Origin of the sequence: Lederbergia lenta NBRC 16444 (assembly GCF_001591545.1) — a bacterium.
GTDB classification, from domain to species: domain Bacteria; phylum Bacillota; class Bacilli; order Bacillales; family Bacillaceae_C; genus Lederbergia; species Lederbergia lenta.
Genome location: NZ_BCVC01000003.1, coordinates 226,741 through 241,160, shown reverse-complemented (window position 1 = coordinate 241,160; position 14,420 = coordinate 226,741). Strand labels below are relative to the sequence as shown.

The following is a 14,420-nucleotide window of genomic DNA, read 5'->3' as shown; positions in this document are numbered from 1 at the left end:
ATATAGAACGTGAAAGGAAGGCGCTATGCTGTGAGTATGGGTATCCCGATGAATGCGACCAATCAGCAATCGGACACGGCCGTTAAGGAACAAGTGAAAACTGGAGCAGATCTTTTCATTGAGACACTGCAAAAGGAAAAGGTAGATATTATTTTCGGTTATCCGGGAGGAGCAGCACTACCAATTTATGATGCACTTCATAAAAATCCAATCAGGCATGTGTTGACGAGACATGAACAGGGAGCCATTCATGCTGCAGAAGGATATGCGAGAGTAACGGGAAAACCAGGAGTCGTAATGGCTACATCTGGTCCAGGTGCAACAAATTTAGTTACTGGAATTGCAGATGCGATGATGGATTCATTGCCGCTTGTAGTCTTTACTGGTCAAGTAGCAAGCTCCTTGCTTGGAACAGATGCATTTCAAGAGTCAGACATAATTGGTATTACAATGCCAATCACAAAGCATAATTACCAAGTAAAAAAAGTTGAAGATTTAGGTAGAATTATTAAAGAAGCTTTCTATATTGCTTCGACAGGACGTCCGGGACCAGTCCTAGTCGATATCCCAAAAGATATTGCAACGGCTCCAGCAGGAAGTTATGAAGATGAACCGATTAACTTACCGGGCTATCAACCGACAACTCAACCAAATTACTTGCAAATTCAAAAGCTTGCAGGAGCAATGGCCAATGCTAAAAAGCCTTTGATTCTTGCAGGGGCAGGCGTCTTATTCGCTAAGGGGTCAGACTATTTGAAAGAATTTGTAGATAGAACTGGTTTCCCAATTACGAATACTCTCTTGGGCTTAGGTACAATTCCTGGTGATCATCCACAATTTTTGGGAATGGCTGGAATGCATGGAACCTATGGTTCGAATATGGCCATCACAGAATGTGACTTGCTAATCAATTTTGGCGCACGCTTTGATGATAGATTGACTGGAAACTTAGCGCATTTTGCACCAAATGCTATAGTAGCTCACATTGATATTGATCCAGCTGAAATCGGCAAGAATGTGGAAACAGAGATTCCGATTGTAGGGGATGCAAAAGAAGTATTGAAAGAGCTATTGAAAAAGGAATTCAATCTTCCTGACATTAGTGAATGGACAGAGCACTTACAAGATTATAAGGAAAAGTTCCCGTTCAAAACTCCTATATCAAAAGAAGATTCACTTTCCGCACCACATGTAATTAAAATGGTTCATGAATTTACAGGTGGGGATGCGATTGTAACAACAGATGTTGGACAGCATCAAATGTGGGCTGCACAGTATTATGGGTTTAACGGTCCTGATAACTGGGTAACTTCAGGCGGACTTGGAACGATGGGCTTTGGCTTCCCGGCTGCGATTGGCGCACAATTAGCTTCTCCAGATAAAACAGTTGTAGCAGTTACTGGAGACGGTGGTTTCCAAATGACGTTGCAGGAACTTTCGGTAATAAAGGAACTCAATTTGCCAGTAAAAATTGTAATTATCAATAATCAATGTCTTGGAATGGTTCGTCAGTGGCAAGAACTATTTTATGAAGAACGCTACTCACATTCCATATTTTCAGAACAGCCAGACTTCGTAAAACTTGCTGAGGCGTATGGGATCAGAGGTTATCGTGCTAAGACTGAAGAAGAAGCAAAAGCGGTAATCGAGAAGGCATTTAATAATCCGGGGCCTGTACTAATAGATTTCCAAGTTGAACAAAAAGAATTTGTCAACCCAATGGTTGAAGCGGGGAAAGGCCTGCATGAAATGATAGGGGTGGGAGAATGAAACGGGTTGTTACTGTAACAGTCAACAATAATAGTGGAGTGTTGAACCGCATAACCGGATTATTCGCCAAAAGACAGTTTAATATCGAAAGTATCACAGTCGGGGCGACCGGAAAGCCGGGAATTTCAAAAATGACATTTATCGTTCCGATGGAAGATCCTAATAAGATGGAGCAGTTACTTAAACAGCTCCAAAAGCAGATTGATGTATTAAAAGTGACGGATATTACCGACAAATCAATCGTTACGCGTGAATTGGCACTCATTAAAGTGCTTTGCCCACCGTCGGTTCGCAGTGAAGTGTACAGCATTATCGAACCTTTCCGAGCAACCGTAATTGATATGGGCAAAAGTATGGTCACTGTTCAAGTAACAGGCGAACCCACAAAAGTGGATGCCTTTATCGAACTATTAAAGCCATATGGAATCAAAGATATAGCCCGTACAGGTGTTACCGCATTTGTAAGGGAGCAACAGAAATCAGAAACACCGCAATTATTATTACAATTATAAAAGAGGAGATGGACAAAAATGGCAAAAGTATATTATAACAATGAGATTAATGAGCAGGACCTACAGGGAAAGAAAATTGCAGTATTAGGTTATGGATCACAAGGGCATGCACATGCAACGAACTTGAAAGAAAGTGGTTTTGATGTAGTAGTAGGTATTAGACCAGGAAAATCATATGATCAAGCAGTTGAAGACGGACATGAAGTATATTCAGTTAAAGAAGCTAGTGCACAAGCTGATATCATCATGATCTTGCTTCCGGATGAAAGACAAACAGAAGTATATGAAAATGAAGTGAAATCTGAGCTAACAGAAGGAAAATCTTTAGTATTTGCACATGGCTTTAACGTACATTTCAGCCAAATCGTTCCTCCTTCGAACGTTGATGTATTCTTAGTTGCACCAAAGGGTCCAGGACACCTAGTAAGACGTACTTATCAAGAAGGTGCAGGCGTTCCAGCTCTTTTCGCAATCTATCAAGATGCATCAGGTAAAGCAAGAGAAACTGCATTAGCTTATGCAAAAGGTATTGGAAGTGCTCGTGCAGGAGTATTAGAAACAACTTTCCAAGAAGAAACAGAAACAGATCTATTCGGAGAGCAAGCAGTGCTTTGCGGTGGAACAACTGCACTTGTAAAAGCTGGTTTCGAAACGCTTGTTGAAGCAGGTTACCAACCTGAAGTTGCTTACTTTGAGTGCTTGCATGAATTGAAATTGATTGTTGATTTAATGTATGAAGATGGTCTTGCTGGAATGCGCTATTCAATTTCTGATACAGCACAATGGGGTGACTTCGTTTCAGGACCACGCGTTGTTGACGCTGATACGAAAGGCCGTATGAAAGATATTCTTGACGATATCCAAACAGGTAAATTTGCGAAAGGCTGGTTGCTTGAGAACCAATTAAATAGACCTGAATTTAATGCTATTAACCAACGTGAAAGTGAACATTTGATTGAGAAAGTAGGTAAAGAGCTTCGCGATATGATGCCATTTGTTAAAGCTGGTAAAAAGAAAGCTGACAAGGAAGTGGTGGCAAGTGCGAAAAATTGACATCTTTGATACTACTTTACGTGATGGGGAGCAATCAGCTGGTATTAATTTAAATACAGCTGAAAAGCTTGAAATTGCTAAACAGCTAGAACGCTTTGGAGTGGATGTAATGGAGGCGGGTTTTCCCGCCGCCTCTCCTGGTGATCTAGATGCTGTTAGAAAAATTGCCTCAACAATAAAAACTTCGTCCGTTACAGGGCTTGCGCGATCAGTCAAGTCAGATATTGACCATGCATGGGAAGCGTTGAAAGTGGCGGAATGCCCTAGGCTCCACGTATTTCTAGCCACCTCACCTATTCATATGAAATATAAATTAAAACAAACACCGGAACAAGTAGTGGAAACAGCTGTTGAAACAATCAAATATGCTAAAACATTTTTTCCACTTGTACAGTGGTCAGCAGAAGATGCTTTTCGTTCCGACCGTGCATTTCTAGCACATATTGTGGAACAAGCGATCAAAGCTGGAGCATCTGTGATTAATATTCCTGATACGGTAGGATACGCAACACCTCAGGAATACGGAGCGCTATTCCGCTATTTAAAAGAAAATGTCCCTAATATTGAACAAGCGAAGCTTTCGGCTCATTGTCATAATGATCTTGGCATGGCAGTAGCTAATACTTTAGCTGCAATTGAAAATGGCGCAGATCAAGTAGAAGGAACTATTAACGGGATTGGTGAAAGAGCTGGGAATGCTGCTCTTGAAGAAGTCGGTGTCGCTCTTTATACGAGGCAAGACTTTTATGAAAATATCAAAACAAATTTGACATTGAGTGAGATTAAACGCACAAGCCAGCTTGTTAGCAAATTGACAGGCATGTCCATCCAAGCAAATAAAGCTGTAGTTGGAAAAAACGCATTTGCACATGAGTCAGGCATTCACCAGGATGGCGTATTAAAAGAACCTACAACATATGAAATCATTACACCTGAACTGATTGGTGAAGCATCAAATAATTTAGTGATGGGGAAACATTCAGGGCGTCATGCGTTTCAAGACCGAGCAAAGTCCATGGGATTTGAATTGGATCAAGAGGCTTTGAATCAAGCTTTTAAAGAGTTTAAAAAGCTTGCAGACAGAAAAAAAGAAATGACGGAAGAAGATCTATGGACGATTTTAACAAACCAACAATTAAGAGAAGCGGATGCATCTGTTTACGAGTTGGAAAAGGTAGAAGTTCAATATGAGACAGCACATACTCCATCAGCCACAGTCAGCGTTAAAAAACCAGATGGAACAAAGGTTATTGAAACGATGAATGGCGCGGGAAGTGTGGAAGCAATTTTCAATACGTTAGAAACAATTATTGATAGTAAAGTCCACGTTCTTGATTATCGGGTTTCTTCAATAGGAAAGGGACGCGATGCTCTTGCTGAAGCAGTTATTAATTTAACTTTTAATGGAGAAGAATTGACTGGAAGAGACTCTGCACAAGATGTTTTAGAAGCATCAGCGAAAGCATATTTAAATGCAATTAATCGTAACTTATTACAAGATCATATGAAAAAAATGATTAAAACAACCACCATCTAATTACTTTTTAATTTCAAAAGGACTGTATATATAAGGGGATATGAAGATGAAGAAACGAGTAGCTGTATTACGCGGAGACGGAATTGGTAAAGAGGTAACAGACGCGGCAACGGCTGTATTGGAATCAATCGGCCGCCGTTTTCATCACGAGTTTGAGTGGGTATACGGCTTACTCGGTGGGGAAGCTATCGATCAAGCAGGCCAGCCGTTACCTGACGAAACAATTAAGATTTGCGAAGCAAGTGATGCAATCTTGCTAGGTGCGGTCGGGGGACCAGCATGGGATAATAATCCATCCCATTTGCGACCAGAAAGAGGGCTTCTTCAAATTCGCAAACACTTTGAATTAAGTGTGAATCTTCGACCAGTGCAAGCATTCAAAAGCTTGTTGGCTGTATCTCCACTGAAGGAAGAAGTAGCAGAAGGTGTTGATATGATGATCGTCCGAGAATTAACGGGCGGCTTATATTTTGGAGAACCAAGCTTTCATGATGAAGAAAAAGCAGTAGATTCATTGGTTTATACGAGAGAAGAAATTGAACGTGTAGTGATTCATGCCTTTGAATTAGCAAAATTGCGTAGAAATAAAGTAGCATCGGTAGATAAGGCTAATGTTTTAGAATCTAGTAAACTATGGAGAAAAGTAGTGGAGGAAGTAGCACTAAAATATCCAGAAGTTGAATATGAACATATGCTTGTGGATGCAGCAGCAATGAAATTGATTACTTATCCAGCAGCATTTGATGTAATTGTAACTGAAAATATGTTCGGTGATATTTTAAGTGACGAAGCTTCAGTTATTACAGGCTCTCTAGGTATGTTACCATCTGCTAGCCTTCGCTCGGATGGTTTCGGAATGTATGAACCAGTACATGGCTCTGCTCCAGATATAGCTGGGCAAAATAAAGCAAATCCACTTGGGGCCATTTTATCAGCAGCAATGATGCTCCGGAGCTCATTAGGGATGATTGAGGAAGCGAAAGCTGTTGAAGAGGCAGTGGAAACTGTACTTGAGAACGGCTATTGTACAACTGAATTCATAAATATTGGAAGAAACGTTCTATCAACGACAGAAATGACAGAAAAAATTGTTGCTGAAATCGAAGCAAAAGTAACAGATAAAAATAAATCGGCAAGTATGTGAGGTGAAGAAAGATGGGCAAAACAATTATTGAGAAAATATGGGAGAGTCACGTTGTCCACAGGGAAGAAGGAAAGCCTGATTTGCTGTATATCGATCTTCATCTAGTACATGAAGTGACTTCTCCTCAAGCTTTTGAAGGGTTACGTATAAATGATAGAAAAGTAAGAAGACCAGAATTAACATTTGCTACGATGGATCATAATGTGCCGACACGTTTAAATGAGGCAGTAGAGGATCCGATTTCTCAAAAACAAATGACGACACTTGAAAAAAACTGTGCTGAATTTAACGTACCTTTAGCTGGGATGGGGCATCCAGATCAAGGTATTGTGCATGTTATTGGACCAGAACTTGGTTTGACTCAACCAGGTAAAACGATTGTTTGTGGTGATAGTCATACATCAACACATGGAGCAATGGGTGCATTGGCATTTGGAATCGGTACGAGTGAGGTAGAGCATGTATTGTCTACCCAAACATTGTGGCAAGCAAAGCCGAAAACGATGCAAGTGCAAGTGAATGGAGAATTGGGTGCTGGTGTAACATCAAAAGACTTAATTTTGGCGATTATTGCTAAATACGGGATTAATATTGGTACTGGTCATATTTTTGAATTTACAGGTAGCGCCATTAGAAATCTAACGATGGAAGAGCGTATGACTGTATGTAATATGTCAATTGAAGCCGGAGCAAAAGCTGGTCTAATTGCTCCAGATGAGACAACATTTGCTTATTTGGAAGGCCGACCACATGTAGCTCAAGGTGAAGAATTTGAACAGTTAAAAGCAAAATGGAGAAAGCTTGCAACTGATTCAGATGCTCAATATGATGCTGTTATTGAGATCAATGCATCTGAAATTGAACCTGTTGTTACATGGGGAACGAATCCAGGAATGGGTGTTGGTGTAAACGGTCAGGTGCCACGTCCAGAGGATGCACAAACAGAAGCTGACAAAGTGGAGATTGAAAAAGCGCTTGAGTACATGGGGCTTGAAGGCGGAACAAAAATGACAGATATTGATATCCAATATGTGTTCATTGGTTCTTGTACGAATTCCCGAATTGAGGACTTACGAGCTGCGTCGAAAATTGTTGCAGGTCAGAAAGTAAATCCTAATGTTAATGCAATTATTGTACCAGGTTCAAGAACAGTGAAAACAATAGCCGAGCAAGAAGGATTGGATCAAATTTTCCTAGATGCTGGATTTGAATGGCGTGAAACAGGATGCAGTATGTGTCTAGCAATGAATGCAGACCAAGTACCACCGGGAATGCGTTGTGCATCCACATCAAATCGTAACTTTGAAGGTCGTCAAGGAAATGGATCACGTACACATTTAGTCAGCCCAGCTATGGCAGCAGCAGCGGCAATTGCAGGACATTTTGTTGATGTTCGTACATTTAAACAAGAGAAGGAGGCGCTAGTATGAGACCAATTAAAGAAGTAACGAGCGTACTTGCGCCATTAGACCGTTCGAATGTCGATACGGATCAAATTATTCCTAAGCAATTTCTAAAGCGAATTGAACGAACTGGTTTTGGCAGATTCCTGTTTTATCATTGGCGCTATGATGATGAAGGTGTTGAAAGAGCAGGATTTGAGTTAAACAAACCTGCATATGCGAATAGTGAAATTCTAATTGCTAGAGACAACTTTGGTTGTGGATCTTCCCGTGAGCACGCACCATGGGCACTTGGTGATTATGGTTTCCGTGTTGTCATTGCAATGAGCTTTGCAGATATCTTTTTCAATAACTGTTTTAAAAATGGCATTCTTCCAATTCAATTAGCTGAAGAAGATGTGGAGGATTTGTTGAAAAAGTCTCAAGAAAAGCCACTTAAGATTACCGTTTCATTAGAATCAGAAACAGTTGTCACGGAAGGCGGAGATACGTATTCGTTCACTGTTGATCCATATCGTCGTCAAATGCTTCTCAATGGATGGGACGAAATTGCATTGACATTGCAATTAGAAGATAAGATTTCGGAGTATGAAGGCAAAAGTGTTGTTTAATGAATTGAAGGGGGAGTATCCTAAGATGAAAATCAAGGATATCCCTTTTTTTATACTAATTTTATCTTGATAATAGTTCCTTATTTCACAGATCGCTTCAAATGATTCCGCAAGGCATCTTTAATGAGTACTTCGACTTCGATTTCAAGTGACTCCTCTTTTAATTCTAATTTTCCATTTTCACTATGTTTCTTCCAAGAAGGCAAATCGCTTCTATAAAGTTTTTCTGAAAGACGATAAATATCAGCATCTAATTTAAGTGCCTCAAGATAAGTGAATAATACTTGCTCCTTTATTTCTTTGGCTGCTTTCTCCTCGAGTTCCTGAAGAGGTGATTGCAAATTCAACTCACTCACAGAGGTGTCAGCTTTAATATTCAATTGGAAAGTCACTTTTCCGTCTTTTACAATTGGTATAATTTTTGTCTTAATATTATTTACAATTAGAGCTGCAAGTGGTTGATTATTCTTTTGTAAGATTAGATCACTACGACTAAATTCTTTTGTTACCCATCTAAATCCTTGGGCTTCTTTCCCAATTAAATTACCTAAAAGTTGCTCGTCACGGTCATACAAAGATATGCCATCTATTTCAATTAATGGGCGCGGAGTATTCTTTGTTTGTTTCCAACTATGTTCGGAAACGGAAATATGTGGAATTACCCCGAGATGATTAGGTTCATCTAATAAAATTAGTAATTGTCTTAAATTAATAAATGGAACGAAGTTATTTTGTTTTTGACTATTTTCTGGACGTGCAATTTTATTTAACCCCTTTGAAACATCCGTCACAGGACTAGTTAGCATCGCCTTTTCTATCTCTTTATTAATTATATATAGAGAAATTTGATATCTTGTTTCCGGATATCTGCTCCACATATCAATAACGGAATTTAATCCTTCTTCCCTTAACAGATTTTCAGATAAGATAATATATGATAGTGTCCCCCAGTAGATTTCTTGCTCAGCCGAACGGTATAAATGAAAAATGGCTTCATCGACATTTTTAGCGCGTGCTCGTCCTACTTCTATTACAACATCTTCACCTGAACCTGCAGATTCGCTTTTGGCTAAAGTGCCTAAATTTAAAAGCTGGATATATATAATATATTCCCCATCTTTATAATCAATTCCAAGACCATGTGTATACGAAAGATGTTCTGGTGCTCGTGAATCGGAGCAACCAAACAAGGCTAAGGAAGAAATAATTAGAATTAATCGCTTTAAACAACTTGCCATCTACTATTTCCTCCTCGTAGGATCTTTGGAATCAAACATATTCGAGCGCTTTTTATTTATTGTTGCAGGAAGTTGAAGAATTGTTTTTATTGCATTTAGAAAATTGAATCTCGTTGCTAATTGTAAATAGGGAACACCGAAAGCCCTAATATTAGCTAAAAATAAAATAATAGCAAAGCCCGAAACAAAAAAGCCCAAAAATCCAAAGAAGGAAGACAGTAATAATACGAAAAATCGAATAAGGCTTACAATACCTATCAACGATTGATTAACGAGTGTAAAAGTAGCTACACTTGAAGCGGCAATAACGACTAACATGGAAGGACTCGTTAATCCAGCTCTGATTGCTGCATCTCCTATAATAAGCCCCCCTACGACACTGAGCGTTTGTCCAATCGAGATGGGAAGTCGCAATCCAGCTTCTCTAAATAAGTCAAAAAGCAATAACATGATCATTGCTTCCATAGCTGCTGAAAGTGGTATGCCTGTTCGTGATTGTATGACAGTAGCGAGCAAAGTCAATGGCAATTGATTTGGATGGAAAGCTGTTATAGCTACCCAAAACCCGGGAGCAAAGGCAGCAAGAAAGATTCCGAGAATCCGAATTAATCGTCCGAAACTACTTGCCAATGGAGGGTTTTCCAAATCCTCTGCGCTCTTAAGCAATAAAAAAAAGTTAGCAGGTGTAATAATAGCGTATGGTATACCGTCAATTAATATAATAATGCGACCGGTTATTAATGATCTGACAACAAAGTCTGGCCTACCAGTGTAATCATGTAATGGAAACAATGTTAATTTATTTTCTACTAATTGCATAAATTGAAAACCACTATATATGGCATCAATTTCTATTTTTTCAATTTGTTTTTTTACTTTAACAAGGATTTCTTTATCTACAACATCATCAATATAAACAACTTGTACAGCTGTTTTTGACCGCACCCCCACTGTGAATTGTTCTGAACGTAAAGAATTTGTCGGCAGTCGTTTACGAATAAGAGCCATATTAACCGTAATATCTTCAATAAAGTTATCTCTCGGCCCTTTTATTGTGACTTCCATACTTGTTTCTTCTGGAGTACGTTGTGGTTTATTTTCCATTTTGATACTTAAGATCGAATGATCATTTTTAAAATGAAATAGTCCGTATCCGGTGTATATTGCGGTTATTAACTCATCTTTGGACGTAATGTATCTAACCTCTGATAAATGAAGTGTACCTAAATAGCTTTCTTGTTTTAAAGAAGAGACTTCATTTTTTTGTAAAAAATGATCTAGAGCAGGAATGATTTGCTCATTTAAGAAATTCTGTTCAATCATCCCTGCACAGTATAAGAGGAGTATCTCCGTATTATTTAATTTTAAAGGATGAAAATGAACATCAGAAGAATGTTCAAAAAGCAGCCGTAAATCAACTTGATTAATTTGGAAAATGGAGTCAGAAGCAATAAGCGTTTTATCTTGGGATTTTTTAGTCATATTTGCTCCTTCTTTTCCTTTATCTTTATAATCAGAACGATACCTGCTAGTAAAAAGGAAATAATGAAACAAAACCAAAAGGATATCGGAATGAGTAAATGTTTTAATATATTGTAATAGGTTATATCGCTAAATGGATAAACTGTCAGGAATATTGTTAAACTAGCGAGCATTGTTAACGTAACAACTTTTCCAGTTGTCTTTTTCAATTGGAAAATTTCTAGCGTAATTAAAAACATCATCGAGATCCGGATAAAAGCACCTGCTAGCCATTGGTAAATAGATAGAAAATCTAAATGTTCAATATATCTACCGAATGAGACTAATCCCCATTCTTCGAAAGCTGTAAAGCGCTGTTTGCCAGCTTCCTGTGGGCCAAATTCAACAATTCCTCCAATGAGAGGACCTACTGTTAGAAAGGTAATAATAATTACCGTTAAGGCAATGCGAGAATATCGAACCTTTGATTGAAATTTATGTTGTAGAAAAAGGAGTAATACAAGTTCTGCAAAGCCTGATCCAGGAAAAACCATACCTTTTATGATAGGACTATAACCATGTTCAAGCATTGGTAATAGTAAAGAATAATTCTTCACCGGTATATTGGCGAATGCAACAAAAAAACCTAATAACACAACAAAGGCGAGTATGAAAAAGTTGGCTATTGCGATCGTTCTTAAGCTAGTAAAAGCAGCAATTAGACAAAGGATTACAAAGAATATAGTTAAGATAATTAAAGGTGTATTTTGTAAGTAGGTAATTTTTGTCCAAGTCATTGTTTCTTTTAAAGTGATCGTTGCGAGAAGAATAAAATAAAGATAGACAAGCCCACCAATTAACACAGCAACTGGTTTGCCTACATGACTCTTAAGCCATGTATATAAATGTTCTTGCTTCGTTCCTCTATGGATAAATAACAAAATAAAACCCCAAACGAAAGCTAATGCACTTGTGGCAATAACAGACATCCATGCATCTCTGCCAGCGGTTTGAATAAGGGGCGTGATGACGATGACGTGGTTATGCAATCCAATGGCTGTCATACAAATAAGAATGATTTGCCAGCTCGATATTGTATCAGTTTGTTTCATATGAAGTATTCCTCTTTCGACACTTTTTAACTCCAATTACAAAAGGACCTAACGGAGTGGGGATAGCATTCATTCTTACCATAGGAAGTGGGATATATTCAGAAGCAGCGTAGGGGAACCAAACGTGCCAGCTTGAAGCCAAGATATGTTCTCAAGAAAATGAAGAGAAGTATGTCAAATAATTCATAAGGAATAAGGTAAAATTGTTTTCATTCTGCCATTTGATGTTGATTAAATATGGGACAGATGTAAAAAAACGACTTGCCCCCAGACTAGAATTCTAAGGCAAGTCGTTTTTTTATATTTTTGTACTGCTATTTTTCCACTGTAGTTTTGTAGGGTATAGACTAGTCATACCACCGAGAAGACTAGCTGGTATGCTTGCTAAAAAGATAAACCAATTTCCAGTGATCAGGGAGATGATCGAAAATAAAGAGAGTGATGCAATTATCACAATCATCGAGTTTCTTTTATACTTGTTCATTTTCATTACCTACTTTCTCCATTATATTTTTTAAATCTATACAGTTGCCTTCCGAAGCAGTAAAAAAGAAGCTACTAGATAAAATAGAACAAAAGGAATGAGCCAAAGGGCTAATTGTATTGCCGTATGGTTTGTAATCCATTGGAAGATGTCAGTCCAAACTTGGTAGTAAGTGCATAGTAAGACAGCGACACTTCCAAGTAGCAAGGAAGTAATGGCGAGGATGAACATTCCTTTTCCTCCAAATCGGCGTGCAAAGCTGGCAATCGTAAATCCAAAGAAAAATAAGCAAGCAAATAAGAGGATATAAATAGTTAATTGTTGTAATGGATTACCATCATTGATATATGGAAAATAGAAAAAATGTAAGCCAGTACCCCATCCATCCGATTGCTTTTCAATGATGGAAAATATCAAGATAAGCAGCCCGATCACAATACTTGCGGAAATCCCCATTAGTGATGTTCCGATAAAAAAGTCTTTTCTTCTTATCGACATCCCAAGAGCAAATGGAAAGGTCTGAGCAACAGTAAGAATCCCTGCCACAAATATATAGATGAAAATCGAGGTAATGCCACCTGTATAAAACTTTTCCACACTGCTAATCGAATAGCTAACAATTAGATTTACGAGAAAGCTCGAAAAGAGAATCATTGCTGGAATATAGATCCAAGACCATTTATCTCTATTGTGTATTTTTAATACGCTTTGAACATTATTCATTTAGCGATCGCTCCTTTTTGTTCGGATTTTCCGTTCGTTAAATGGACAATGAGCTGTTGTAGCGAAACCGGAGAAATCTCTAGTCCATTTGCTGCTGCTTGTTTATGATCTAAACTGTCATTGGCGTGAATGACAGTAGCAGATAGCAATCCACCGAAAGGTTCCCGGAGTACTGTTTCTTTTCCGGCAAGAAATGCTTCTACTTTTGCCACCTGACCTGTGACGGTAAATGCCATTCCTCTTAAATCTTCTGCCTCTTGATTAATGATCAACTTTCCATTATCAATGACTAGAATGTGCTCAAGTAAATTACTCACTTCATCAATTAAATGGGTAGAAAGGACAACGGTTCGTGGATGTTCCGTGTAATCTTCCATCAGCTTATCGTAAAATATTCCCCGAGCGACTGCATCAAGCCCTAAGTAAGGTTCATCGAAAATAGTAAGTGGTGCTCGACTTGCGAGACCAATAATAATCCCAACTGCGGAGAGCATTCCACGGGAGAGTTTCTTTATCCTCCGCTTTAGTGGTAGATTGAAATCCTTCATTAATATATTGGCAAAGTCGGCATCCCAATTTGGAAATATTACTTTTGCCACTTCTAACACATCGATTACACGAAAGTTGTCAGGATATTTCTGACCTTCTTTTATAAAGCAAATTTGACTTAGAACTTTGTTGTTTTCATACGGAGCTTCTCCAAATACTTTCAAATCTCCCGAAGTAGGAAAAATTTGTGCGGAAATCATGTTCATTAGCGTTGTTTTTCCTGCGCCATTTCTGCCAAGTAGGCCATATATCTTATTTTCTTCAAGTGAAAAACTAACATTTTGAACAGCGTCAAATGTACCGTAGACTTTTTCTAAATGGGTCACTTCTACTACGTTTTTCATTATTTTTTATCCCCTCTCCGAATCATATCGGTCAGTTGGTCAGCTGTAATTCCGAGTTTTTCTGCTTCTTGCATCATCGTGATTATATATTGTTCAAAGAATAGTTCTTTTCTTTTCTCCATTACCTTTGTACGTGCACCATTAGCTACAAACATTCCAATCCCCCGCTTTTTATATAAAATGCCTTCATCTACCAATAGATTGACGCCTTTCGCCGCTGTAGCAGGATTAATTTTATAAAAAGTGGCGAACTGGTTTGTTGAAGGAACTTGCGCCTCTTCTGAAAGACCGCCTTCAATAATATCATCTTCAATACGTTCAGCGATTTGGATGAAAATCGGACGTCCATCGTCAATTAAGTGTTTCAATGCCTCACCACCATGTCGGTTAGTTACTTATGTAATTAACCATACAACGAATAAAAAAAGATGTCAATCGTTATTTTTAAAAAAAGATCAAATAGGCTGGAAGAAGGAAAA

General features: G+C 38.4%; 14 protein-coding genes. 7 read left to right on the top strand and 7 right to left on the bottom strand.

Annotation, left to right across the window (positions count from 1 at the left end; translation table 11 throughout):
• Positions 1–48 precede the first annotated feature (48 nt).
• The 7 genes from ilvB to leuD are packed head-to-tail and all read left to right on the top strand — an operon-like array spanning position 49 to position 8,030.
• Positions 49–1,770 carry a biosynthetic-type acetolactate synthase large subunit gene (ilvB, locus tag BLE01S_RS13310; protein WP_066143416.1) on the top strand — a complete coding sequence of 574 codons (1,722 nt, stop codon included), beginning with the start codon at positions 49–51 and terminating at the stop codon, positions 1,768–1,770.
• On the top strand, positions 1,767–2,282 hold the full coding sequence (ilvN, locus tag BLE01S_RS13305) for an acetolactate synthase small subunit (RefSeq protein WP_066142922.1): 516 nt from the start codon (positions 1,767–1,769) through the stop codon (positions 2,280–2,282). Before ilvB ends, ilvN begins: the two co-directional genes overlap by 4 nt.
• An 18-nt stretch (positions 2,283–2,300) precedes the next feature.
• Entirely contained in the window at positions 2,301–3,335 is a 1,035-nt protein-coding gene (gene ilvC, locus BLE01S_RS13300) for a ketol-acid reductoisomerase (RefSeq protein WP_066142919.1), read from the top strand.
• On the top strand, positions 3,322–4,872 hold the full coding sequence (locus BLE01S_RS13295; RefSeq protein ID WP_066142916.1) for a 2-isopropylmalate synthase: 1,551 nt from the start codon (positions 3,322–3,324) through the stop codon (positions 4,870–4,872). The genes ilvC and BLE01S_RS13295 overlap by 14 nt, the downstream gene beginning before the upstream one ends.
• A 46-nt stretch (positions 4,873–4,918) precedes the next feature.
• Positions 4,919–6,016 (top strand): 3-isopropylmalate dehydrogenase, encoded by a 1,098-nt coding sequence (leuB, locus tag BLE01S_RS13290; RefSeq protein WP_066142913.1) that lies wholly within the window; start codon positions 4,919–4,921, stop codon positions 6,014–6,016.
• Between the two features lie 11 nt (positions 6,017–6,027).
• A complete protein-coding gene (leuC, locus tag BLE01S_RS13285; RefSeq protein WP_066142909.1) occupies positions 6,028–7,446 on the top strand; it encodes a 3-isopropylmalate dehydratase large subunit in 1,419 nt (472 codons plus the stop codon).
• On the top strand, positions 7,443–8,030 hold the full coding sequence (gene leuD, locus BLE01S_RS13280; RefSeq protein ID WP_066142905.1) for a 3-isopropylmalate dehydratase small subunit: 588 nt from the start codon (positions 7,443–7,445) through the stop codon (positions 8,028–8,030). Before leuC ends, leuD begins: the two co-directional genes overlap by 4 nt.
• An 80-nt stretch (positions 8,031–8,110) precedes the next feature.
• On the opposite strand, the gene BLE01S_RS13275 is transcribed toward leuD, so the two are convergent.
• The 7 genes from BLE01S_RS13275 to BLE01S_RS13245 form a co-directional block, all read right to left on the bottom strand.
• On the bottom strand, positions 8,111–9,268 hold the full coding sequence (locus BLE01S_RS13275; protein WP_066142902.1) for a Ger(x)C family spore germination protein: 1,158 nt from the start codon (positions 9,266–9,268) through the stop codon (positions 8,111–8,113).
• Between the two features lie 3 nt (positions 9,269–9,271).
• Positions 9,272–10,750, bottom strand: coding sequence for a spore germination protein (locus BLE01S_RS13270; protein WP_066142898.1), 1,479 nt, complete (start codon positions 10,748–10,750; stop codon positions 9,272–9,274).
• Positions 10,747–11,841 (bottom strand): GerAB/ArcD/ProY family transporter, encoded by a 1,095-nt coding sequence (locus tag BLE01S_RS13265; protein WP_066142895.1) that lies wholly within the window; start codon positions 11,839–11,841, stop codon positions 10,747–10,749. The genes BLE01S_RS13270 and BLE01S_RS13265 overlap by 4 nt, the downstream gene beginning before the upstream one ends.
• Before the next feature lie 298 nt (positions 11,842–12,139).
• Complete coding sequence (locus BLE01S_RS13260) at positions 12,140–12,331, bottom strand: hypothetical protein (protein ID WP_066142892.1); 192 nt, start codon at positions 12,329–12,331, stop codon at positions 12,140–12,142.
• 30 nt (positions 12,332–12,361) lie between these two features.
• Positions 12,362–13,048 (bottom strand): hypothetical protein, encoded by a 687-nt coding sequence (locus BLE01S_RS13255; RefSeq protein WP_066142889.1) that lies wholly within the window; start codon positions 13,046–13,048, stop codon positions 12,362–12,364.
• Positions 13,045–13,941 (bottom strand): ABC transporter ATP-binding protein, encoded by an 897-nt coding sequence (locus BLE01S_RS13250; RefSeq protein ID WP_066142886.1) that lies wholly within the window; start codon positions 13,939–13,941, stop codon positions 13,045–13,047. The genes BLE01S_RS13255 and BLE01S_RS13250 overlap by 4 nt, the downstream gene beginning before the upstream one ends.
• On the bottom strand, positions 13,941–14,309 hold the full coding sequence (locus tag BLE01S_RS13245; protein ID WP_066142883.1) for a GntR family transcriptional regulator: 369 nt from the start codon (positions 14,307–14,309) through the stop codon (positions 13,941–13,943). Before BLE01S_RS13245 ends, BLE01S_RS13250 begins: the two co-directional genes overlap by 1 nt.
• Positions 14,310–14,420 lie beyond the last annotated feature (111 nt).

Excerpts from the sequence above, each read along its gene's own strand:
- ilvB (WP_066143416.1), top strand. The coding sequence starts at position 49 with ATGAATGCGACCAATCAGCAATCGGACACGGCCGTTAAGGAACAAGTG.
- ilvN (WP_066142922.1), top strand. The coding sequence starts at position 1,767 with ATGAAACGGGTTGTTACTGTAACAGTCAACAATAATAGTGGAGTGTTG.
- ilvC (WP_066142919.1), top strand. The coding sequence starts at position 2,301 with ATGGCAAAAGTATATTATAACAATGAGATTAATGAGCAGGACCTACAG.
- leuB (WP_066142913.1), top strand. The coding sequence starts at position 4,919 with ATGAAGAAACGAGTAGCTGTATTACGCGGAGACGGAATTGGTAAAGAG.
- leuC (WP_066142909.1), top strand. The coding sequence starts at position 6,028 with ATGGGCAAAACAATTATTGAGAAAATATGGGAGAGTCACGTTGTCCAC.
- leuD (WP_066142905.1), top strand. The coding sequence starts at position 7,443 with ATGAGACCAATTAAAGAAGTAACGAGCGTACTTGCGCCATTAGACCGT.
- BLE01S_RS13275 (WP_066142902.1), bottom strand. The coding sequence starts at position 9,268 with ATGGCAAGTTGTTTAAAGCGATTAATTCTAATTATTTCTTCCTTAGCC.
- BLE01S_RS13270 (WP_066142898.1), bottom strand. The coding sequence starts at position 10,750 with ATGACTAAAAAATCCCAAGATAAAACGCTTATTGCTTCTGACTCCATT.
- BLE01S_RS13265 (WP_066142895.1), bottom strand. The coding sequence starts at position 11,841 with ATGAAACAAACTGATACAATATCGAGCTGGCAAATCATTCTTATTTGT.
- BLE01S_RS13260 (WP_066142892.1), bottom strand. The coding sequence starts at position 12,331 with ATGAAAATGAACAAGTATAAAAGAAACTCGATGATTGTGATAATTGCA.
- BLE01S_RS13255 (WP_066142889.1), bottom strand. The coding sequence starts at position 13,048 with ATGAATAATGTTCAAAGCGTATTAAAAATACACAATAGAGATAAATGG.
- BLE01S_RS13250 (WP_066142886.1), bottom strand. The coding sequence starts at position 13,941 with ATGAAAAACGTAGTAGAAGTGACCCATTTAGAAAAAGTCTACGGTACA.